At 71.0% G+C, this 20,891-nt stretch carries 16 protein-coding genes; 9 read left to right on the forward strand and 7 right to left on the reverse strand.

The genetic code is table 11. The annotated features are described in order from the left end of the window. Positions 1-67 precede the first annotated feature (67 nt). Entirely contained in the window at positions 68-1,297 is a 1,230-nt protein-coding gene (locus BKA18_RS12415) for a GNAT family N-acetyltransferase (protein WP_366043194.1), read from the forward strand. Between the two features lie 70 nt (positions 1,298-1,367). On the opposite strand, the gene BKA18_RS12420 is transcribed toward BKA18_RS12415, so the two are convergent. Continuing rightward, positions 1,368-2,189, reverse strand: a complete 822-nt coding sequence (locus tag BKA18_RS12420; RefSeq protein WP_366043196.1) for an Fpg/Nei family DNA glycosylase — start codon at positions 2,187-2,189, stop codon at positions 1,368-1,370. A gap of 71 nt (positions 2,190-2,260) precedes the next feature. After that, positions 2,261-2,746, reverse strand: coding sequence for a ribose-5-phosphate isomerase (locus BKA18_RS12425; RefSeq protein WP_006605617.1), 486 nt, complete (start codon positions 2,744-2,746; stop codon positions 2,261-2,263). A 210-nt stretch (positions 2,747-2,956) separates the two neighbouring features. Between BKA18_RS12425 and BKA18_RS12430 the strand changes: the two genes are divergently transcribed. Further along, entirely contained in the window at positions 2,957-4,441 is a 1,485-nt protein-coding gene (locus BKA18_RS12430; protein ID WP_366043197.1) for an amino acid permease, read from the forward strand. A 167-nt stretch (positions 4,442-4,608) separates the two neighbouring features. Here the strand turns inward: BKA18_RS12430 and BKA18_RS12435 are convergent, their stop codons facing one another. Next, positions 4,609-5,208 (reverse strand): biotin transporter BioY, encoded by a 600-nt coding sequence (locus BKA18_RS12435; protein WP_366043199.1) that lies wholly within the window; start codon positions 5,206-5,208, stop codon positions 4,609-4,611. A gap of 325 nt (positions 5,209-5,533) precedes the next feature. Between BKA18_RS12435 and BKA18_RS12440 the strand changes: the two genes are divergently transcribed. The 3 genes from BKA18_RS12440 to BKA18_RS12450 all read left to right on the forward strand — a co-directional run bounded on the left by BKA18_RS12440 (position 5,534) and on the right by BKA18_RS12450 (position 9,537). After that, the gene (locus BKA18_RS12440) at positions 5,534-6,991 is read left to right on the forward strand and encodes an amino acid permease (RefSeq protein WP_366043200.1); all 1,458 of its coding nucleotides are present in this window, start codon (positions 5,534-5,536) and stop codon (positions 6,989-6,991) included. A 288-nt stretch (positions 6,992-7,279) separates the two neighbouring features. After that, the gene (locus BKA18_RS12445) at positions 7,280-8,722 is read left to right on the forward strand and encodes an amino acid permease (RefSeq protein WP_366043201.1); all 1,443 of its coding nucleotides are present in this window, start codon (positions 7,280-7,282) and stop codon (positions 8,720-8,722) included. Between the two features lie 173 nt (positions 8,723-8,895). Further along, positions 8,896-9,537, forward strand: coding sequence for a superoxide dismutase (locus BKA18_RS12450; protein ID WP_006605612.1), 642 nt, complete (start codon positions 8,896-8,898; stop codon positions 9,535-9,537). Positions 9,538-9,689: 152 nt separating this feature from the next. On the opposite strand, the gene BKA18_RS12455 is transcribed toward BKA18_RS12450, so the two are convergent. Beyond that, the gene (locus BKA18_RS12455; RefSeq protein WP_366043203.1) at positions 9,690-10,325 is read right to left on the reverse strand and encodes a mycothiol-dependent nitroreductase Rv2466c family protein; all 636 of its coding nucleotides are present in this window, start codon (positions 10,323-10,325) and stop codon (positions 9,690-9,692) included. A gap of 119 nt (positions 10,326-10,444) precedes the next feature. Here BKA18_RS12455 and pepN (BKA18_RS12460) point away from each other — a divergent pair, with 119 nt between their 5' ends. Together pepN (BKA18_RS12460) and BKA18_RS12465 are read left to right on the forward strand one after the other, a co-directional pair. After that, on the forward strand, positions 10,445-13,033 hold the full coding sequence (gene pepN, locus BKA18_RS12460) for an aminopeptidase N (protein ID WP_366043204.1): 2,589 nt from the start codon (positions 10,445-10,447) through the stop codon (positions 13,031-13,033). Between the two features lie 124 nt (positions 13,034-13,157). Beyond that, complete coding sequence (locus BKA18_RS12465; protein WP_366043205.1) at positions 13,158-14,180, forward strand: hypothetical protein; 1,023 nt, start codon at positions 13,158-13,160, stop codon at positions 14,178-14,180. A gap of 58 nt (positions 14,181-14,238) precedes the next feature. Here BKA18_RS12465 and BKA18_RS12470 read toward each other — a convergent pair whose 3' ends face one another. After that, positions 14,239-15,984 carry a TIGR03767 family metallophosphoesterase gene (locus tag BKA18_RS12470; protein ID WP_366043206.1) on the reverse strand — a complete coding sequence of 582 codons (1,746 nt, stop codon included), beginning with the start codon at positions 15,982-15,984 and terminating at the stop codon, positions 14,239-14,241. 404 nt (positions 15,985-16,388) lie between these two features. Here BKA18_RS12470 and BKA18_RS12475 point away from each other — a divergent pair, with 404 nt between their 5' ends. After that, complete coding sequence (locus BKA18_RS12475; RefSeq protein ID WP_366043207.1) at positions 16,389-17,420, forward strand: aspartate-semialdehyde dehydrogenase; 1,032 nt, start codon at positions 16,389-16,391, stop codon at positions 17,418-17,420. 93 nt (positions 17,421-17,513) lie between these two features. Here BKA18_RS12475 and BKA18_RS12480 read toward each other — a convergent pair whose 3' ends face one another. Then, the gene (locus tag BKA18_RS12480) at positions 17,514-17,840 is read right to left on the reverse strand and encodes a type II toxin-antitoxin system PemK/MazF family toxin (RefSeq protein WP_429638319.1); all 327 of its coding nucleotides are present in this window, start codon (positions 17,838-17,840) and stop codon (positions 17,514-17,516) included. A 7-nt stretch (positions 17,841-17,847) separates the two neighbouring features. Continuing rightward, positions 17,848-18,078, reverse strand: coding sequence for a ribbon-helix-helix domain-containing protein (locus tag BKA18_RS12485; RefSeq protein ID WP_006605605.1), 231 nt, complete (start codon positions 18,076-18,078; stop codon positions 17,848-17,850). 124 nt (positions 18,079-18,202) lie between these two features. Here BKA18_RS12485 and pepN (BKA18_RS12490) point away from each other — a divergent pair, with 124 nt between their 5' ends. After that, on the forward strand, positions 18,203-20,818 hold the full coding sequence (pepN, locus tag BKA18_RS12490; RefSeq protein ID WP_366043209.1) for an aminopeptidase N: 2,616 nt from the start codon (positions 18,203-18,205) through the stop codon (positions 20,816-20,818). The last annotated feature ends 73 nt before the right edge of the window (positions 20,819-20,891 follow it).

Here is a 20,891-nt window from a genome sequence, read left to right on the forward strand (position 1 = left end):
CAATTGCCGGGAAACTCCGTTCGAAATCCGGTCGCGCGGCCGGAGATCGGCCTGCTAGGGATGGGGTATGACGACGGAATTGCGGGCCGTGCGGGACGCCGAGTGGGACGACTGGTCCGACAAGCTGGATCTGGCGTTCGGCGAGCTGCCGCTGCCCCCGGAGAAGCGGGCCGTCCGGCGGGCGGCCACCGAGATCGAGCGCTCGATCGGGGTCTGGGACGGCGACGACTGTGTCGCCACGGCGGGGGCGCTCTCGTTCCGGCTCACCGTGCCGGGCGCGGCCGGGGTGCCGGCGGCCGGGGTCACCATGGTCAGTGTGCAGCCGACGCATCGCCGCCGCGGGCTGCTGCGGTCGATGATGCGGCACCAGCTCGCGGATTTCCGCGAGCGCGGTGAACCGCTGGCGGTGCTGACGGCGTCGGAGCCGGCGATCTACGGGCGGTTCGGCTACGGGGCGGCGGCCCTGGACATGCAGCTGACCGTGGACACGGCACGGCTGGCCGCCCCCGAGCTGCCCGGCATGGACGACGTGCGGCTGCGGCTGGTGGATCCGGCGGCCGCGCTCGCCGACTGCGAGCGGGTCTACGCCCGGCTGGTGCCGTCCCGCCCCGGGATGCTCGCCCGGCTGCCCGGCTGGGAGCGGATAGCCGTGCAGGACGCGCCCGATGACCGGGACGGGGCCGGGGTGCTCCAGTGCGTGGTGGCCGAGGTGGACGGCGAGGTGCGGGGCTATGCGCGCTTTGCGGTCAAACCGGTCTGGGAGCGGGGCGGGCCGTCGGGTGTGGTGGTCGTCCGGCATCTCGATGCGCTGGACCCGGTGGTGTACGCGGCGCTGTGGCGCTTTCTGTTCGGGATCGATCTGACGTCGTCGGTGTCGCTGCGCACCCGGCCGGTGGACGATGCGCTGCCGCTGCTCGTCGCGGACATGCGGCGCTGCGGGATGGAGCTGCGGGAGTCGCTGTTCGTCCGGCCGGTGGAGGTGGGCGCGGCGCTGGCGGCCCGGACGTACCGGACGCCGGTGGATGTGGTGCTGGAGGTCGCAGATCCGTTCTGCCCGTGGAACGAGGGGCGCTGGCGGCTGACCGGTGATGCGAGCGGCGCGTCCTGCGTACGGACCCGCGACGAGGCCGAACTGGCGCTGTCCGTACGCGAGCTGGGCTCGGCGTATCTGGGCGGCTTCGCGCTGACGGCGCTGGCGGCGGCCGGCCGGGTGCAAGAGCTGCGGCCCGGTGCGCTGGCGCCCGCGTCGAGGGCGTTCGGGTCGGATCTGGCGCCCTGGCTGCCGCACGGGTTCTGAGCGTGTCCGGGGGCCGGCCCCCGGCGTACGGGTGCGGCGCCGCGGCCTGGGCGGCCGCCGCCGGGTACCGTCAGCCGCCGCCGGTGGAGGGCTGGCAGCCCGGGCACCAGAAGAGGTTGCGGGCGGCGAGGCCGGCGGTGCGGATCTCGCTGCCGCAGATGTGGCAGCCCTGCAGGGCGCGGCGGTAGACGTAGACCTCGCCGCCGTGGTCGTCGACCCGCGGCGGGCGGCCCATGGCCTCGGGGAGATGCTCCGGGCGGACGGTGTCGATCCGGTTGTCCCGGACGCCCTCGGCCATCAGGAACACCAAGTCATCCCAGAGGGCGTCCCATTCGGTGCGGGTGAGGTCCCGGCCGGGGCGGTAGGGGTCGATGTGATGGCGGAAGAGGACCTCGGCGCGGTAGACGTTGCCGACGCCTGCGATGATCTTCTGGTCGAGCAGCAGCGCCGCGATGGTCGTCCGGCTGCGGGAGATCCGCTGCCAGGCGCGGGTGCCGTCGTCGCCGGGGCGCAGCGGGTCGGGGCCGAGCCGGTCGTGTATCGCCTGCTTCTCGGCGTCGGTGATCAGCGCGCAGGTGGTGGGTCCGCGCAGGTCCGCGTGGTGGTGGGCGGTGGCCAGGCGCAGCCGGACGGTGTCGGTGGGCGGCGGGGCGGGCGCGGTGCCGAAGCCGAGCTTGCCGAAGAGGCCGAGGTGGACATGGATCCAGCGGTCCCGGCCGAAGCCGAGGAAGAGGTGTTTGCCGTGCGCCTCGGCGGTCGTCATGACCTGGCCGTCGACGAGGGCGGCGCCGGCGGCGAACTTGCCCTGCGGGCTGCTCGTCCGGACCGCTTCGCCCTCGAAACGGGAGCGGTGGTCCAGGGCGAGGCGGTGGATCGTATGCCCCTCGGGCACGGGTGTTCCTCCAGTGGGCGCGCCCGCCCGCCCCGGAGGCCGGGGTGGGCGGGCGGCGGGACGAGCGGTGGTCAGCCCTGCGGGTGGTGGGCGGGGATGGCGGGGAGTTCGCCGGTGGTCTCGTAGGCCGAGAGCATCTCGATGCGGCGGGTGTGCCGCTCCTCGCCCGAGTAGGGCGTGTTGAGGAAGACCTCGATGAACGCGGTCGCCTCTTCCTCGGTGTGCATCCGGCCGCCGACGGAGATCACGTTGGCGTTGTTGTGCTCGCGGCCGAGCTTGGCGGTCTCCTCGCTCCAGGCCAGCGCGGCCCGTACACCCTTGACCTTGTTCGCGGCGATCTGCTCGCCGTTGCCGGAGCCGCCGATCACGATGCCGAGGCTGTCCGGGTCGGCGGCGGTCTTCTCCGCGGCGCGCAGGCAGAACGGGGGGTAGTCGTCCTGGGCGTCGTAAATGTGGGGACCGCAGTCGACGGGCTCGTGGCCATGGGCCTTGAGCCATTCGACGAGGTGGTTCTTGAGGTCGAAACCTGCATGGTCGGAGCCGAGGTACACGCGCATGCGACGAGTGTGACACGAGGGGGCCGGGCAGGCGGCGCGGGGTCGTCCCGGGCCCGGGCGTACGGAATACCGCTCCCGCCTTCCGTACGCAAGCGCATCGCGTAACCACCCAGGGTTTCACACAACAATCCAGCCTTAGGCCTTCCAATCAACGGAGAACGAAGATCTAATGCGATAGATCCCTTCCGCGAACCACAAAGGACGGTGCTCATGGGCGCGCACCCTCCCCCACGCTCCGCAGGAGCAGGGGGCACCCCCACCACCACAGCGGTCCCGCCTGTCGGCGATCCCGGCGGCGGAGCCACCGGGGGGCAGTCGCCGGACGGGCTGCAGGCAGGACTCAAGAACCGCCATCTGTCGATGATCGCCATCGGCGGGGTGATCGGCGCCGGCCTGTTCGTCGGTTCCGGGGCCGGTATCGCGGCCGCAGGTCCGGGCATTCTGCTCTCCTACGCACTGACCGGGCTGCTGGTCGTGCTGGTGATGCGGATGCTGGGCGAGATGGCCGCCGCCTCCCCCACGTCCGGTTCGTTCTCCGCCTACGCCGACCGGGCGTTGGGGCGCTGGGCCGGCTTCACCATCGGCTGGCTGTACTGGTTCTTCTGGTCGGTCGTGCTGGCCGTCGAGGCGACCGCGGCCGCCTCGATCCTCACCGGCTGGGTCCCCGCCGTCCCGCAGTGGGCCTGGGCGCTGCTGGTGATGGTCGTGCTGACCGGTACGAACCTGATATCGGTGGGCTCGTTCGGCGAGTTCGAGTTCTGGTTCGCCGGCATCAAGGTCGTCGCGATCGTGATCTTCATCGTGGTCGGCGCGCTGGCGATATTCGGGCTGCCGCCGGGCGATGACCCGGTCGGCGTCGCGAACCTGACCGGGCACGGCGGATTCCTGCCGCACGGCCCCGGAGCGATCCTCTCCGGCATGCTGCTGGTGGTCTTCTCCTTCATGGGCAGCGAGATCGTCACGCTGGCGGCGAGCGAGGCGCCGAACCCGGTGCAGGCCGTCCGCAAGGCCGTCAACAGCGTCATCTGGCGGATCGCGCTGTTCTACCTCGGCTCGATCGGCGTGATCGTGACGCTGCTGCCGTGGAACGACAAGGCCGTGGCCAAGAGCCCATATGTGGCCGTGCTGGAGTCGCTGGACATCCCGTACGCGGGCACCGTGATGGACATCGTGGTGCTGACCGCGGTGCTGTCCTGTCTGAACTCCGGGCTCTACACCGCCTCCCGGATGGCGTTCTCGCTCGGCGAGCGCGGCGATGCGCCGAAGTCCTTCGCCACCGTCAACAAGGGCGGGGTGCCGGCGGTCGCCATCTATGCGTCGGTCGCCTTCGGCTTCGTCGCGACGATCTTCAGCTACACCTCGAAGGACACCGTCTTCCAGTTCCTACTCAACTCGTCCGGCGCGGTGGCGCTGTTCGTGTGGCTGGTCATCTGCTTCTCGCAGCTGCGGATGCGCCGGACCATCGAGCGGGAGACCCCGGAGCGGCTGACGGTGCGGATGTGGCTGTACCCGTGGCTGACCTACGCGACGATCGCGATGATCGTGTTCGTCGTGGGCTACATGTTCTACGACCCGGACGGGCGCAAGCAGATGGTGCTGTCGGTGATCGCGGCCGTGGTCGTGCTGGCGGTCGGGCTACTGCTGGACCGGCGGCGCCCGCGGGAGCGGGACGCGGCCGGGACCAAGGGCGCGTAACGCCCTACGGCGACACGAAGAGGGCGGGGCCCGCACCGAGATACCGAAATGGTGCGGTCCCCGCCCTCTTCGCCATCGGGCACCTCAGCCATCAATTGAGGAACCCCGATGGCGAGCAACCCCCTCCGCGAAAGCGGCGGCGGCTTAGCCGCAAGGGGGGCGGCGGTTTAGCCGCAATGGGGGCCCGCCAGCTTCCAGGCGGTGGGCAGCGCGCCCATCGCCAGGGCGGCCTTGAGCGCGTCACCGATCAGGAACGGGACCAGACCGACGGCGACCGCCTGGCCGAAGGGCATGCCGGTGCTCAGCGCCAGGTAGGGCACGCCGACGGCGTAGATCACGGCGGTGCCGGCGGCCATGGTGGCGGCGGTGCGCAGCACCCCGCGGTCGCCGCCGCGGCGGGCCAGCGCGCCCACGAGGCCGGCGGCGAGCAGCATGCCCATGACGTAGCCGAAGGTGGCCCCGCCGGCGCCGGAGGCACCGCCGGCGAACCACGGCATCCCCGCCATCCCGGCCACGGCGTACAGCGCCAGCGACAGCAGACCGCGGCGGGTGCCGAGCGAGGCACCGACCAGGAGGGCGGCGAAGGTCTGGCCGGTGACCGGGACCGGGGAGCCGGGGACGGGGACGGCGATCTGGGCCGCGATGCCGGTGAGCGCGGCGCCACCGAGCACCAGCGTGGCGTCCCGGACGCGGGCGCGGGAGGCGGTGGTGGCCGGCAGCAGGTCGGCGAGGACAGCTCCGGGAGAGGTGAGGGCAGCAGTGCTCATCGGGACCTCGCGGGGGTGAGAAGGATCGGACGGGACGCGACGACGTTAGTTCAGCCGACCGCCGGCGATCATCGTGAGGCGATGACAAAGCCGTACCGGCCCGCTTGGAGAGTTCCGTACAACGGCCAGCCTGCCCGGCCCTGTTGAGTCGTGTGACGTCTTTGCAGGTCACCTGATGCTCATCACGGCCCCGGCCGCGCTCCGGGGCCGGTTTTGTGGTAGCGCGCGACCTGCGGCGACACTGGGTCCGCTCCGCGGTGAGCTGTGGAGTTCCCCCAAAACCTGCCGGCGGCCTCGCCGCCCGGCCCTTGCGAGAGTACGAGCCATGCACGACGTACCGACCCGCGCCGGCGAGTCTTCTCCCGGTGCCGCCTCGACCGGTGCCGCCTCCCCCGGTGTCACCTCCCCTGGCGCGGTCGCCGGTGAGAAGGAGCCGCTGTCCGCGGGCCTCAAGCAGCGCCATCTGACGATGCTGGGCCTGGGCGGGGTGATCGGGGCGGGCCTGTTCGTGGGGTCCGGAGCCGGCATCGCGGTGGCCGGGCCGGGGATCGTGCTGTCGTATCTGATCGCGGGCGCGCTGGCGATGCTGGTCATGCGGATGCTCGGCGAGATGTCGGCGGCGATGCCGGCCTCCGGGGCGTTCTCCGTGCATGCGGAGCGGGCGCTGGGCCGCTGGGCCGGTTTCAGCGTCGGCTGGCTGTACTGGTTCCTGCTGGTCGTGGTGCTGGCGGTGGAGGCCACCGGTGCGGCGCAGATCGCGAACGGCTGGGTGCCGGCGGTGCCGCAGTGGGCCTGGGTGCTGCTCTTCATGACCGTCTTCACCGCCGCCAACCTCTCCGCGGTGAAGAACTTCGGGGAGTTCGAGTTCTGGTTCGCCGCCCTGAAGGTCACCGCGATCGTGCTGTTCCTGGCGCTGAGCCTGCTGGCGGTCTTCGGGGTGCTGCCGGATGCCGAACCGGTCGGGCTGAGCAACCTCACCGGGCACGGCGGTCTGCTGCCGCACGGCTGGGGCGGGGTGGTCTCCGGGGTCCTGGCGGTGGTGTTCGCCTTCGGCGGCCTGGAGGTCGTCACCATCGCCGCGGCCGAGTCGGACGACCCGGCGCGCGCGGTGGGCCGGGCGGTGCGCAGTGCGGTGTGGCGCATCCTGTTCTTCTACGTCGGCTCGATGGTGGTCATCGTGACGCTGCTGCCGTGGTCGTCGATGCAGCCGGGCAAGAGCCCGTATGTGGCGGTGCTGGACAGCATCGGTGTGCCGGGGGCCGGCCAGATCATGAACATCGTGGTGTTCGTGGCGCTGCTCTCCGCGCTGAACGCCAACCTCTACGGCTCCTCGCGGATGGTGTTCTCACTGGCCGAACGGGGTGAGGCGCCGCGCGCACTGCTGACGGTGTCGGGCGGAGGGGTGCCGCGCCGGGCGGTGCTGGCCTCGGTGGCCTTCGGCTTCGTCTCGGTGCTGCTGAATCTCGAATGGCCGGATTCGGTGTTCCTCTACATGCTCAACGCGGTCGGCGCGGTGCTGTTGTTCGTCTGGGCGCTGATCGCCGTCTCCCAACTGCGGCTGCGGGGGCGCATCGAGCGCGAGGCGCCGGGGCAACTGGCCCTGCGGATGTGGGCCTTCCCGTATCTGACCTGGGCGGCGCTGGTGGCCATGGGTGCCGTGCTGGTGCTGATGCTGACCGATGACGCGGCCCGTCCGCAGCTGCTGTGGTCGGCCGGGGCGACCGGCGCGGTGCTGCTCGTCGCGGGGCTGCGGGCGCTCCGGGAGCGGCGCGCGAGCCGCTGACGCCCGAGACGGGGATCACGCCGCGTGGCAACCGACGACCATTCGGATACCCACGGTGACGATCACGTCTGAATACCGAACATTCGCTGCACGACTGTTGCCCTGAGCGGACACCGGCACCCAAACTGGGCCCGCTTTGCCGAGGACCCCGGAGTGCTGTCGGCAGGCCCATGTGACCTGCCGCCCCACCGGGGTCCAGGGGGCCCGGCAGCACCGTCGCACCGCTCGCGGCCCCGGGAGAACGCAGTAACGCCTTGCTCCGCTCTCACCAACTGGGACAGGAACCACATGAATCGGACACCCTCGTCCGCCGCCGCCGCGCGCGAGCAGGCCGACGCGGTTCAGGGCGCCGGCCCCGACAGCGGCTCCACGCTGTCCAACGGCCTCAAGCAGCGCCACCTCTCGATGATCGCCCTGGGCGGGGTGATCGGCGCGGGCCTGTTCGTCGGCTCGCGCGAGGGCATCGCGGCGGCCGGCCCCTCGATCGTGCTGGCCTATGCCGTCTCCGGCGCCCTGGTCATGCTGGTCATGCGGATGCTCGGGGAGATGGCCGCGGCCAATCCGGCCTCCGGCTCCTTCTCCGTGCACGCCGAGCGCTCCATCGGCTCCTGGGCCGGATTCACGGTGGGCTGGATGTTCACCGCGCTGCTGTGCGTGGCGGTGGCCGCCGAGGCGCTGGGCGCCGCGGACGTCATGGTCCAGTGGTTCCCGGGCACCCAGCCGTGGATGTGGGTGCTGCTGTTCATGGTGATCTTCACCGGTACGAACCTGGCCGCGGTCAGCAACTTCGGTGAGTTCGAGTTCTGGTTCGCCGCCCTGAAGGTCGCGGCGATCGGCATCTTCCTGATCCTGGGTCTGCTGGCCATCTTCGGCGTGCTCCCCGGCACCCATGCGCCGGGCACCGCGCACCTCACCGGCGACGGCGGCTTCCTCCCCAAGGGCCTGAACGGCCTGATGGTCGGCCTGCTGGCCTCGGTGTTCGCCTACGGCGGCCTGGAGACGGTGACCATCGCGGCCGCCGAGTCCAAGGACCCGGTGCGCGGGGTCGCGCGTGCGGTGCGGACCGCGATGTGGCGGATCGCCCTCTTCTACGTGGGCTCGATGGCCATCATCGTCACCGTCATCCCCTGGAACGACTCCTCGATCGCCAAGAGCGGCCCCTACGTCGCGGTGCTGGACTACCTCGACATCCCGGCGGCCGGCCAGATCATGAACGTGGTCATCCTGGTGGCCCTGCTGTCCGCGATGAACGCCAACCTCTACGGCTCGTCCCGGATGGCCTTCTCGCTGACCGCCCGCGGCCAGGGCCCGGCGTTCCTGGCGAAGGTCAGCGGCGGGGTGCCGCGCCGGGCGGTGCTGATGTGCTCCGCGTTCGGTTTCGTCGCGGTGCTGCTGAGCTTCCTGTGGCCCGACACGGTCTTCCAGTGGCTGCTGAACATGGTCGGCGCGGCCGTGCTGGTGGTGTGGGGCTTCATCGCCGCCGCCCAACTGCGGATGCGGCGGACGCTGGAGCGTGAGGCGCCGGAGAAGCTCGTGGTGAAGATGTGGGCCTTCCCGGTGCTGACCTGGGTGGCGCTGGCGGGTGTCGCCGCGGTGCTGCTGCTGATGCTGCGCGATGAGAACCAGCGGATCCAGCTGCTGTTCACCGGTGGCTTCGGGCTCGTGCTGACGGTCATCGGCCTGGTTCGGCAGCGGTCGCTGAGCAGCGGCGGGGACCTCACCAAGCACTGACTCTCGCCGGATTCCCCACAGGCGGGGCGGGACCTCCTTCCGAGGTCCCGCCCCGCCTCCGTCTTTGGGACCAGCCCGGTCCCGTCACCGGCCGGTGATCACTCCTGCTGATAGCGTGCTCTTGCACATTGTTTGCAACTACTGCATCTACGCAGCTTGGAGGCGGGATCGGCATGGCCACCTACACACTTCCTGAACTTCCGTACGACTACGCGGCGCTGGCTCCGGTCATCAGCCCCGAGATCATCGAGCTGCACCACGACAAGCACCACGCGGCGTATGTGAAGGGCGCGAACGACACCCTGGAGCAGCTCGCCGAGGCCCGCGACAAGGAAGCGTGGGGCAGCATCAACGGCCTGGAGAAGAACCTCGCGTTCCACCTCTCCGGCCACATCCTGCACAGCATCTACTGGCACAACATGACCGGCGACGGCGGCGGCGAGCCGCACGAGAAGGACGGCGTGGGCGAGCTGGCCGACGCCCTTGCCGAGAGCTTCGGCTCGTACGCCGGCTTCAAGGCCCAGCTGACCAAGGCGGCGGCCACCACCCAGGGCTCCGGCTGGGGCGTCCTGGCCTACGAACCGGTCACCGGCCGGCTGATCGTGGAGCAGATCTACGACCACCAGGGCAACGTCGGGCAGGGCTCGGTCCCGATCCTGGTCTTCGACGCCTGGGAGCACGCCTTCTACCTGCAGTACAAGAACCAGAAGGTGGACTTCATCGAGGCCATGTGGCAGGTCGTGAACTGGCAGGACGTCGCCAGGCGCTACGCGTCCGCCAAGCAGCGCGCGCACAACCTGCTGCTGGCCCCGTAACGCCCCTGCCGGCGTCACCGGTCGTCCTGCCTCGTGATCGTCTTCTCACCCTTCACCTGGCAGGCGGAATGACGGAGCGCCCCCGCACGTCCGATACGTGCGGGGGCGCTCCCATGGGCATCAGTACATGGACGTCAGCCGAAACATGGACATCAGTCGAAAATCGGCCCCTGGGTCCGCGTCCGCTTGATCTCGTAGAAGCCGGGGATCGAGGCGACCATCAGCGTCCCGTCCCACAGCTTGGCGGCCTCCTCGCCCTTGGGGGCGGGGGTGACGACCGGGCCGAAGAAGGCGATCTGCTCGCCGTCGTGGCCGGGGACGGCGATGACGGGGGTGCCGACCTCCTGGCCGACCAGGTCGATGCCCTCCTTGTGGGAGGCGCGCAGCTGCGCGTCGTAGGCGTCGGAGTCCGCGGCGTCGGCCAGTTCGGCGGGCAGACCGGCTTCCTTCAGGGCGTCGACGAGCGTCTCGCGGGTGCGGTCCAGGCCGCGGTTGTGCAGGCGGGTGCCGAGCGCGGTGTAGAGCGGGCCGAGCACCTCGCTGCCGTGCTGCTGCTCGGCGGCGATGCACACCCGCACCGGGCCCCAGGCGGTCGCCAGCAGCTCGCGGTAGTTCTCCGGGAGCTCGTCCAGCTTGTCCTCGTTGAGCACCGCCAGACTCATCACGTGCCAGCGCACATCGACCGGGCGGACCTTCTCCACCTCCAGCATCCAGCGGGAGGTCATCCACGCCCAGGGGCACAGCGGGTCGAACCAGAAGTCTGCGGGGGTCTTCGCGGTCTCGGACACGGGGTCTCCTCTTGAGAGCGGTGCGGCAACGGAGCTTATATGTGCACGGTTCAACCGCCGGGGGGCGTGCCATGATTCCCCGTGTTCGATATCCGAGACGAGCATGAGGGAGTCACGTCGTGCCAGGTGAGAATCTGTCCCGGGACGAGGCGCGGGAGCGCGGCCGGCTGCTGAGCGTCGACGCCTACGACGTGGCGCTGGACGTCCGCTCGGCGCTCGCCCAGGGTGCGGACGCGGACACCTTCCGCTCCCGGACGACCATCCGCTTCCGCTGCGCCGAGCCCGGCGCCGCCACCTTTGCGGACCTGCTGGCACCGTCGGTCACCGCCGTCACCCTCAACGGCCGGGAGCTGGACCCCGCAGCGGTCTTCGACGGCACCCGGATCACGCTGGACGCGCTGGCCGCCGAGAACGTCCTCGTCGTCGACGCGCAGTGCGCCTACAGCCGGACCGGTGAGGGGCTGCACCGCTTCGTGGACCCCGAGGACGGCGAGGTCTACCTCTACACCCAGTACGAACCCGCCGATTCCCGCCGGGTCTTCGCCAATTTCGAACAGCCCGATCTGAAGGCGCCGTTCACCTTCGAGGTGACCGCGCCCGAGGGCTGGGTGGTGCTCAGCAACGGCGCACAGGACGGCGCGGCCGAGGGCGGCCGGCACCGCTTCGCGACGACCCGGCCGATCTCCACGTACATCACGGCCGTGGTCGCCGGCCCGTACCACTACGTCTCCGACAGCTACCGCCGCACCTTCAAGGACGGCACCACGCTGGAGATCCCGCTGGGCGCGCTGTGCCGCAAGGGGCTGGCGAAGCACTTCGACGCGGACGACGTCTTCACCGTCACCAAGCAGGGCCTGGACTTCTTCCACGACCACTTCGACTTCCCGTACCCCTTCGGGAAGTACGACCAGGCGTTCGTCCCGGAGTACAACCTCGGTGCGATGGAGAACCCGGGCTGTGTCACCTTCCGCGAGGAGTTCATCTTCCGCGGGAAGGTGACCGAGGCGTCCTACGAGCGGCGGGCCAACGTCATCCTGCACGAGATGGCGCACATGTGGTTCGGCGACCTGGTCACCATGCAGTGGTGGGACGACCTGTGGCTGAAGGAGTCCTACGCGGACTTCATGGGGGCCTTCGCGCAGGTGGAGGCGACGCGCTTCACTGACGGCTGGATCACCTTCGCCAACCGGCGCAAGTCCTGGGCCTACCGCGCCGACCAGCTGCCCTCCACCCACCCGGTCACCGCCGACATCCGTGACCTGGAGGACGCCAAGCTCAACTTCGACGGCATCACCTACGCCAAGGGCGCCGCGGTGCTCAAGCAGCTGGTGGCGTACGTGGGGCAGGAGGCGTTCCTGGAGGGCGCCCGGCGCTACTTCAAGCGGCACGCCTACGGCAACACCCGGCTCACGGACCTGCTGACGGTGCTGGAGGAGACCTCCGGGCGGGACCTGGCGGAATGGTCGCGGGCCTGGCTGGAGACCGCGGGCGTCAACTCCCTCACCCCGCAGGTCACCTATGACGCCCAGGACCGGATCACCGAGCTGGGCATCCTCCAGGAGGCGGCGCCCTCGCACCCCGCACTGCGGCCGCACCGGGTCGCGGTGGGCCTCTACCGCCGGCAGGAGGCGGACTCGGCACTGGTGCGTTACGCCCGCGCCGAGGTGGACGTCTCCGGTCCGCGCACGGCGGTGCCGGAGCTGGCCGGTCTGGAGCGGCCGGAGCTGATCCTGGTCAACGACGAGGACCTGACGTACGGCAAGGTCCGTTTCGACGAGGGGTCGCTGGCCACCCTGCGGGCCCGGCTCGGCGATCTGGCCGACCCGATGGCGCGGGCGCTGTGCTGGGCGGCGCTGTGGGGACTGACCCGGGACGGGCTGATGCCGGCCCGCGACTACCTCGACCTGGTGCGGCGGTTCGCCGGCCGGGAGACCGACATCGGGGTGCTGCAGTCGCTGCACGACCAGGCGCAGGCCGCGCTGGAGCACTACGCGGCGCCCGAGCACCGCGAGCGCGCCGCCCGGGAGCTGGCCGAGGGCGCGCTGCGGCAGCTGCGGCTGGCCGAGCCCGGCAGCGGCCATCAGCTCACCTGGGCCCGGCACTTCGCCGCCGTCGCCGCGGTCCCCGCCGATCTCCAGTTGGTCCAGGGCCTGCTGGACGGCACGGCGAAGATCGACGGCCTGGACGTGGACCAGGAGCTGCGCTGGACCCTGCTGGAGCCGCTGGCCGCGCACGGTCTCGCGGACGCGTCCGTGATCGCCGCGGAGCTGGCCCGTGACGACACCGCGTCGGGCCGGCGCCACCAGGTGCGCTGCCTTGCGGCCCGGCCCTCGGCCGAGGTCAAGGAGCAGGCGTGGCAGCAGGTCGTGGAGTCCGACGCGCTGTCGAACGCGCTGGTGGAGGCGACCATCGCGGGCTTCGCGCAGCCGGGGCAGCAGGAGCTGCTGGTGCCCTACGCGCCGCGCTACTTCGAGGCCATCGAGCGGGTGTGGCGGGAGCGGTCCATCGAGATCGGGATGGATGTGGTGCGCGGGCTGTTCCCGGACTGGCTGGCGGAGCGCTCCACGCTGGACGCCGCGGACCGCTGGCTGGCGGAGCACGACCGGGCGGCGCCCGCGCTGCGCCGGATGGTCCTGGAGGAGCGGGACGATCTGGCCCGGGCACTGCGGGCACAGGCTTGTGACGCGGCGGCCGGGGCCAGGCCGTAACCCCCGTGGCGACCAGCCCTTTTCGGCAGTCGAACGCCCGTACTTTAGTACAGGGTTGTCCGGTTTGTGGTACGAGCGTGTAACAGCGGTTAGGCGGCGGAGCGGGCGCGGGAATCTGGCCCGCATGAACCACGACACCCCGCTCTCGCCCCTCCCCCTCCGCCACCTCTCCGACGTCCACAGCCGGGTGATGACCACCCGTCAGCTGCGGGAGCACGGCATCCCGGCGGCGGAGACCACCGAACGCTGCCGCGCCGGCGGCCCCTGGCAGCAACTGCTGCCGGGCGTCTATCTGCTGCACCCCGGGCCGCCCACCAGCGAGGAACGGCTACAGGCGGTGCTGCTCTACGCCAGTCATCGGGGGCCGACCGTGCCCCGGCAGGGCGCCGCGTCCGAGGACGCCCCCGAGGCGATGATCACGGGTCTGGCGGCGCTCGCCCTGCACGGCTTCGCCGAGGCGCCCGCGCTGCTCGGCCTGGACCGCATCGACGTGCTGGTGTCGCGCACCCGGCGGCTGCGCTCGACCGGTTTCGCGCGGATCCTGCGGGCCGTGGAGCTGCCCGTCGCGCAGGAGATCACCGGGGTACCGGCCGCGCCGGTGCCGCGCGCACTGGCGGACGCGGTCGGCGGGCTCACCGACGCCCCCACCGTGCGCCGGCTGCTGACCGAGGCGGTCCGCGGCGGCCACTGCGAGGCGACCGCGGTGGTGCGGGAGCTGAGCCGGGCCCGGCTGCTGACCCGGCCGCACGTGGTGGACGCGGTGGACACCCTGCTGGCCGAGGGCCGGGCGCTGGCCGAGCAGCGGCTCTACGCCATGGTGCGGGAGCACGGGCTGCCCGACCCGCTGTGGAACGTCGATCTGCGGCTGCCGGGCGGGCCGCACCTGGGCGGCGTGGACGCCTTCTGGCCCGAGCACGGGGTGGCCCTGGAGATCGACACCCGGGCGCCCCGCCCCGAGGAGGACCCGCTGGCGTCCCCCTTCTTCCACAAGCGCGAGCACCTGGAGCGGCTGGGCATCACCGTCGTGCGCTGCCTGCCCCGCACCCTGCGCGAGTCGCCGGACCAGCAGGCCGCGGTGGTCCGTACGGCCCTGATGGCGGCCGGGGACCGGGAGCCGGGTGCGTATGTGGTGGTCCTGCCGCGGTAGCGAGGCGCTTCGGGGCGCCGGGACGCGCCCCGGGGCTCCGCGCGCCGCGCGGGCCCCGTCAGCGCCGCTTGAGCAGCAGCTCGACGTTGCGGTCCCGGGACGTGCCCGCGAGATCGGTACGGGCTTCGGGCGCGTTGAAGGACAGCTCGCGGTAGAGGGCGGCCAGCCCGGTCTGCGAGAGGTCGGTGAAGTCCGTACGGTGCGGGGCGGCCGACTCGACCAGGGTGGCGAACAGCGACAGCGTGCCGTCGTGGTTGTCCACCAGCTCGATGACCCGGGCCAGTTGCGGGAAGTCGATGTGCGAGGCGGTGGAGATCTCCCAGAAGCTGCCGTGCGCGATGATCTCGTTCTTGTGGCTGTGGCCGTTGATCCAGCCGACGACCCGGGGGTGCGCGGACAGCACCTCGATCAGCTCCGGACCGCCGTGCCGCTTCTCGTGCGGGCGGGCCGGGTCGGGCTGGGTGTTGTTCATCGTCTTGCCGGTGTGGTGGCTGAAGACCAGGACGTGCCGCTTGTCCCCCTTCTCGTTCTTCTTCAGCACCCCTTCCAGCCAGCGCAGTTGGCCATCCCCGACCGAGCCGGTGTAGTGGCCGCCGGGGTCGGTGGTGTCCAGGCTGATCCCGAGGACGTCATCGGAGATCTTGAAGGTGTAGTAGAGCCGGTCCTCGGACAAAGCCGCCGAGGTGTAGCCGTGGCCGTGCGGGCCGGGGCCGGTGTGCGCCGGGTCGAGATGGGCGCGCAGATACTCGGCCCGGGTGAAGGGGGCGCGCCGCTCGTCGGGGGTGACCCTCCTGGCCTGCTTGCTGTGCGAGGCCAGCAGGCGCTTGAAGTCCGCGCCCTTGGGGTCGAGGCCGTTCTTGACCGCCGTCCACACCTTCGCGGCCTCGGCGGCGGGCAGCGTCTCCAGCTTGCGGCCGCCGGTGGCGATCTCGGTCCAGAAGGGGTCGCCGGGGGCGTAGCAGCCGCCGGGCAGCGAGTCGTGGTTGCCGACCGTCGAGTACCAGGGCAGCCGCAGGCCGGGGCTGTGCACGGTGCGGATCGCCGCCTGGAGGAAGCCGTGCAGATGCGGGAAGCCCCGCTTCTTGTCGGCGTCGCGCAGCGCGCTGTCCGGCTGCCAGTACAGCGCCAGTCCGCTGTCCTGGACGCCCTCGTAGCGGCGCGGGTCGCCGGAGTTGGGGGTGATCCGGCCGCCGCTCATCGCGGTCAGGAACCACTCCAGCTCCAGCTTGGAGTTGTTGTCGGTGTTGTCGCCGGTGGTCATCACGAAGGACAGCGGGGCGCCGGTGGCGGGCCCGCCGGGCAGCGCATTGACCCGCTCGATCAGCGAGACGACGCCGGCCACGGACAGCGCCTCCTGCGGCCGCCAGGCGCTGGCGGTCTCGGCGCGCAGGTACTCGTAGCGCAGCGGGCTCTGCACATCGACCAGATGCAGATCGGTGAACTGCACGAACGACGCCAGGGCGGTCCGCCGCCGGTCGCGCCCGCCGTGTGCGGTGGCCAGGTCGGCGCGGACCACCCGGTTCCATGCGGGGCCGTCGGCGAGCCGGCGGTAGCCTGCGCTGCCGCGCGGGGCGGACACGCTGCCGAGGGTGGTGCCCTTGGTGTACGGCACATGGGGGACGGCGGGGGCGTCGACCGGCACCGGCGCGGCCGGGGCCGGTCCGGTGGTGACGGCGGCGGCCTGGGCCGGGCGGTCCGGGCCGACGCCGAAGGCGAGCCCCAGCCCGGTCGCGGCGCCGACGGCTCCGGTGGCGGTGAGGAACGTACGGCGGTCGAAGGTGGCGGCGGACCGTATACGGGACATACGCAGGCTCCCCGAGTGCGAACGCGAAGGCGGCCGGGCAGCACAACTGCCCTGTCACCTGGGATGGTTGGCATCGGGAATGACCTGCGCGTGAACGCCACCGCAACGCGGGGAACCCATCACCGCACAGGGATCTGCCCGCCATCGGCCGGTCACGGAGCCCTGCCCGGGGGTGTGGCCGGCGGTCACCGGATGTTCACCCCGCGGGGTATCCGCAGCGCACACGGCCGGCCGGGCGCCACACACCGTGAACGAACCGGCGCGCTCCGTTCCGCTCCCCCCTTCCGACCCGCCACGGAATGGAACGGATTGGACAAGGCGACGGGTGTCACACACATGATGGAGGCACTACTGAGCAGGTGTTCCGAGCAGACACCCGAGCCAGGCCAGAAAGAAGGAGTCCCATGAGGATCGGAATCGTCGGAGCCACCGGACAGGTCGGCGGTGTGGTGCGGGGCATCCTCGCCGAGCGGAATTTCCCGGTCGAGCAGCTGCGGCTGTTCGCTTCGGCCCGGTCCGCCGGACGTACGCTGCCCTGGCAGGACACCGAGATCACCGTCGAGGACGCGGCCACCGCCGACTACTCGGCGCTGGACATCGTGATCTTCTCGGCCGGCGGTGCCACCTCCAAGGCACTGGCGGAGAAGGTCGCCGACGCCGGCCCGGTCGTGATCGACAACTCCTCGGCCTGGCGTCGTGACCCCGAGGTCCCGCTGGTCGTCTCCGAGGTCAACCCGTCGGCGATCACCGAGCGCCCCAAGGGGATCATCGCCAACCCGAACTGCACCACCATGGCCGCCATGCCGGTGCTGCGCCCGCTGCACGACGAGGCCGGTCTGGTCTCGCTGGTCGTCGCCACCTACCAGGCGGTCTCCGGCAGCGGTCTGGCCGGTGTGGAGGAGCTGGACGGCCAGGTCCGCAAGGCCGTCGAGCAGGACGCCACCAAGCTGACCCACGACGGCTCGGCCGTGGAGTTCCCCGCGCCGGACACGTACGTCCGCCCCATCGCCTTCAATGTGCTGCCGATGGCCGGCTCGATCGTCGACGACGGGCTGAACGAGACCGACGAGGAGCAGAAGCTCCGCCACGAGAGCCGCAAGATCCTGGAGATCCCGGACCTGAAGGTGGCCGGCACCTGCGTCCGCGTCCCGGTCTTCACCGGCCACTCGCTGCAGGTCAACGCCCGCTTCGCGCGTCCGATCAGCCCCGCCCGCGCCCAGGAGCTGCTGGCCGGCGCCCCCGGCGTCACCCTCTCCGACGTGCCCACCCCGCTCCAGGCCGCCGGCCAGGACGCGTCCTTCGTGGGCCGGATCCGCACCGACGAGACCGCCGAGAACGGCCTGTCGCTGTTCGTCTCCAACGACAACCTCCGCAAGGGCGCGGCGCTGAACGCCGTCCAGATCGCGGAGCTGGTCGCGGCCGAGCTGCGCGGCTGACCGCACGGCTCGCACCACATTGCCGGGTGCCCGTACGGAGTCAGCCTCCGTACGGGCACCCGCGCTTTTCGGGCGGCGTGCCCGGCGGTCCGTTCAGAGCGCCAGATGCCGCCGGAGCGCGACGTCGATCTCCACCATGCGCTGTCTGGGCACCGAGCCGACCCTTTGGCGCACGCGCTCCACAGTGACGGCGCGGACCTGTTCGCACTGGGCCTTGGAGTCCTTGGGCAGACGGCACTCCTCGGCGCCGAGGAACACCTGGAACGTCAGGACACGCGAGGTGTTCGACGACAGGGGAACGACCGTGACCACCCCCCGACGGTTGCTCTCGACCGACTGATTGGCGCCGTTGTTGGACACGATCACGGCCGGGCGGGTCTTGTTGGCCTCACTGCCGCGCGCCGGCTCCAGATCGATCATGTGGACGTCACCGCGCCTCATCGGCAAGCCCATCCCCGCTCGTCCGGTCCCAGAGCGCCGCATCCTCGCTGGCGTCCCACTCCTCGAACGCCTCGGTGTACTCCGATTCGAGTTCCGCGGCACGCAGCAGTTCGATGGCGGCGTGTATCACGGCGGACCGGGACTCCGCCTCCGTTCTCGTTGCGTACTCGTCGACGAAGGCGAGGTCCTCCTGAGGCAGGCTCACACTAATCTTCATACCTCGATGCTACCCACGTAGCTACCACTGTGCCACCTCGGATATCCCCCCTCGGCACCCCCCGCCCACATGGAAGGATGGCCGAAACTTCCGATGCAATGACCAATGCGAAGGAGACGTACGGGTGCCTGGCACGAATCTGACCCGCGACGAGGCGCAGCAGCGGGCACGCCTGCTGACCGTGGACGCGTATGAGATCGATCTCGACCTCTCCGGCGCGCAGGAGGGGGGAGACGCGGACGGCGGCGGCCACGGCACGTTCCGGTCCGTGACCACGGTGCGGTTCGACTCGGCCGAGGCGGGCGCGGACTCCTTCATCGACCTGGTCGCGCCGGCCGTGCACGAGGTGCGGCTCAACGGCGAGGCGCTCGATGCGGGCGAGGTGTTCAAGGACTCGCGGATCGCGCTGACCGGGCTGCGGGCCGGCCGGAACGAGTTGCGGGTCGTGGCGGACTGCGCCTACACCAACACCGGTGAGGGGCTGCACCGTTTTGTCGACCCGGTGGACCAGCAGGCCTATCTCTACACCCAGTTCGAGGTGCCGGACGCGCGGCGGGTCTATGCATCGTTCGAGCAGCCCGATCTGAAGGCGACGTTCCAGTTCACCGTGAAGGCCCCGGAGGGCTGGACGGTGATCTCCAACTCTCCGACGCCGGAGCCCCGCGACAACGTCTGGCGCTTCGCGCCGACGCCGCGTATCTCGACCTACATCACGGCGCTGATCGCCGGTCCGTACCACAGCGTGCACAGCACCTACGAGAAGGACGGGCGGTCGGTGCCGCTGGGTATCTACTGCCGCCCGTCGCTGGCCGAGCACCTCGACGCGGAGCAGATCTTCGAGGTCACCCGGCAGGGCTTCGAGTGGTTCCAGGAGAAGTTCGACTACGCCTACCCGTTCGCGAAGTACGACCAGCTCTTCGTGCCGGAGTTCAACGCCGGCGCGATGGAGAACGCGGGCGCGGTGACCATCCGCGACCAGTACGTCTTCCGGTCGAAGGTGACGGACGCGGCGTACGAGGTGCGCGCGGAGACGATCCTGCACGAGCTGGCGCACATGTGGTTCGGCGACCTGGTCACCATGGAGTGGTGGAACGACCTGTGGCTGAACGAGTCGTTCGCCACCTACACCTCGATCGCCTGCCAGGCCTACGCCCCGGGCTCGAAGTGGCCGCACTCCTGGACGACGTTCGCCAACTCCATGAAGACCTGGGCCTACCGGCAGGACCAGCTGCCGTCGACCCACCCGATCATGGCCGAGATCAACGACCTCGACGACGTGCTGGTCAACTTCGACGGCATCACCTACGCCAAGGGCGCCAGCGTCCTCAAGCAGCTGGTCGCCTACGTCGGCATGGACGAGTTCTTCCAGGGCGTGCAGGCCTACTTCAAGGCGCATGCCTTCAAGAACACCCGGCTGTCGGATCTGCTCGGTGCGCTGGAGGAGACCAGCGGGCGGGATCTGAAGACCTGGTCGAAGAAGTGGCTGGAGACCGCGGGGATCAACATCCTGCGGCCGGAGATCGAGGTGGACGCCCAGGGCGTGATCACCTCCTTCGCGGTGAAGCAGGAGGCTCCGGCGCTGCCGCCGGGCGCCAAGGGCTCGGTGTCCGATGATGCGGCTCCGCCGCGTGGCGTGCTGCGGCCGCACCGCATCGCGATCGGCTCGTACGAGCTGACGGACGGCAAGCTGGTGCGTACCGGGCGGATCGAGCTGGACGTGGACGGTGCGCTGACCCCCGTACCGCAGCTGGCCGGCACCCGGCGGCCCGCCGTCTTCCTCCTCAACGACGACGATCTGTCGTACGCCAAGGTCCGGCTGGACGAGGAGTCGCTGAAGGTCGTCACCGAGCACCTCGGGGACTTCGCCGAGTCGCTGCCGCGTGCCCTGTCGTGGGCGTCGGCCTGGGACATGACGCGGGACGCCGAACTCCCCGCCCGTGACTACCTCGCGCTGGTGCGCTCCGGCATCGGCAAGGAGTCGGACATCGGCGTGGTCCAGTCGCTGCACCGCCAGGTGAAGCTGGCGCTGGACCTGTACGCGGCCCCGGAGTGGCGCGAGACGGGCCTGGCGGCCTGGACCGCGGAGACCCTGGAGCAGCTGCGGGCGGCCGAGGCGGGCAGCGACCACCAGCTGGCCTGGGCCCGTGCGTTCGCCGCTTCGGCCCGTACCGACGAGCAACTGGACCTGCTCCAGGGCTTGTTGGACGGTACGGAGGAGATCTCCGGGCTGGCCGTGGACACCGAGCTGCGCTGGTCGCTGGTGCAGCGGCTGGCCGCCACCGGCCGGGCGGACGAGAAGGCCATCGCGGCGGAGCTGGAGCGGGACAAGACCTCGGCGGGCGAGCGGCATGCCGCGACGGCGCGCGCGGCGCGGCCGACCGACCGGGCCAAGGCCGAGGCCTGGGCCTCGGTCGTGGAGTCCGACCGGCTGCCCAACGCCGTGCAGGAGGCCGTCATCGGCGGCTTCGTGCAGTCCGACCAGCGGGAGCTGCTGGCGTCGTACACCGCGAAGTACTTCGACGCGGTGAAGGACATCTGGAACTCCCGCAGCCACGAGATGGCCCAGCAGATCGTGGTGGGGCTCTACCCGGCGCTCCAGGTCTCGCAGGAGACGCTGGACGCGACGGACGCCTGGCTGGCCTCGGCCGAGCCGAGCGCCGCGCTGCGCCGGCTGATCACCGAGTCGCGGGCCGGGATCGAGCGGGCGCTCAAGGCGCAGGCGGCGGACGCGGCGGCGTAAGCAGCCCGGTTGCCCCTAACGGGCCCCCACCGCCGGTGCGGTGGGGGCCCGTCGTCTGCGGTGTGCGGGGCCG

The sequence above is a fragment of the Streptomyces auratus genome, from assembly GCF_050433025.1.
Lineage (GTDB): Bacteria > Actinomycetota > Actinomycetes > Streptomycetales > Streptomycetaceae > Streptomyces > Streptomyces sioyaensis.

Coding starts and splice junctions, on each gene's coding strand:
- BKA18_RS12475 (WP_366043207.1), top strand. CDS start 16,389: ATGAGGATCGGAATCGTCGGAGCCACCGGACAGGTCGGCGGTGTGGTG.
- BKA18_RS12425 (WP_006605617.1), bottom strand. CDS start 2,746: ATGCGCGTGTACCTCGGCTCCGACCATGCAGGTTTCGACCTCAAGAAC.
- BKA18_RS12450 (WP_006605612.1), top strand. CDS start 8,896: ATGGCCACCTACACACTTCCTGAACTTCCGTACGACTACGCGGCGCTG.
- BKA18_RS12480 (WP_429638319.1), bottom strand. CDS start 17,840: ATGATCGATCTGGAGCCGGCGCGCGGCAGTGAGGCCAACAAGACCCGC.
- BKA18_RS12415 (WP_366043194.1), top strand. CDS start 68: ATGACGACGGAATTGCGGGCCGTGCGGGACGCCGAGTGGGACGACTGG.
- BKA18_RS12445 (WP_366043201.1), top strand. CDS start 7,280: ATGAATCGGACACCCTCGTCCGCCGCCGCCGCGCGCGAGCAGGCCGAC.
- BKA18_RS12440 (WP_366043200.1), top strand. CDS start 5,534: ATGCACGACGTACCGACCCGCGCCGGCGAGTCTTCTCCCGGTGCCGCC.
- BKA18_RS12435 (WP_366043199.1), bottom strand. CDS start 5,208: ATGAGCACTGCTGCCCTCACCTCTCCCGGAGCTGTCCTCGCCGACCTG.
- BKA18_RS12465 (WP_366043205.1), top strand. CDS start 13,158: ATGAACCACGACACCCCGCTCTCGCCCCTCCCCCTCCGCCACCTCTCC.
- BKA18_RS12470 (WP_366043206.1), bottom strand. CDS start 15,984: ATGTCCCGTATACGGTCCGCCGCCACCTTCGACCGCCGTACGTTCCTC.
- BKA18_RS12485 (WP_006605605.1), bottom strand. CDS start 18,078: ATGAAGATTAGTGTGAGCCTGCCTCAGGAGGACCTCGCCTTCGTCGAC.
- BKA18_RS12430 (WP_366043197.1), top strand. CDS start 2,957: ATGGGCGCGCACCCTCCCCCACGCTCCGCAGGAGCAGGGGGCACCCCC.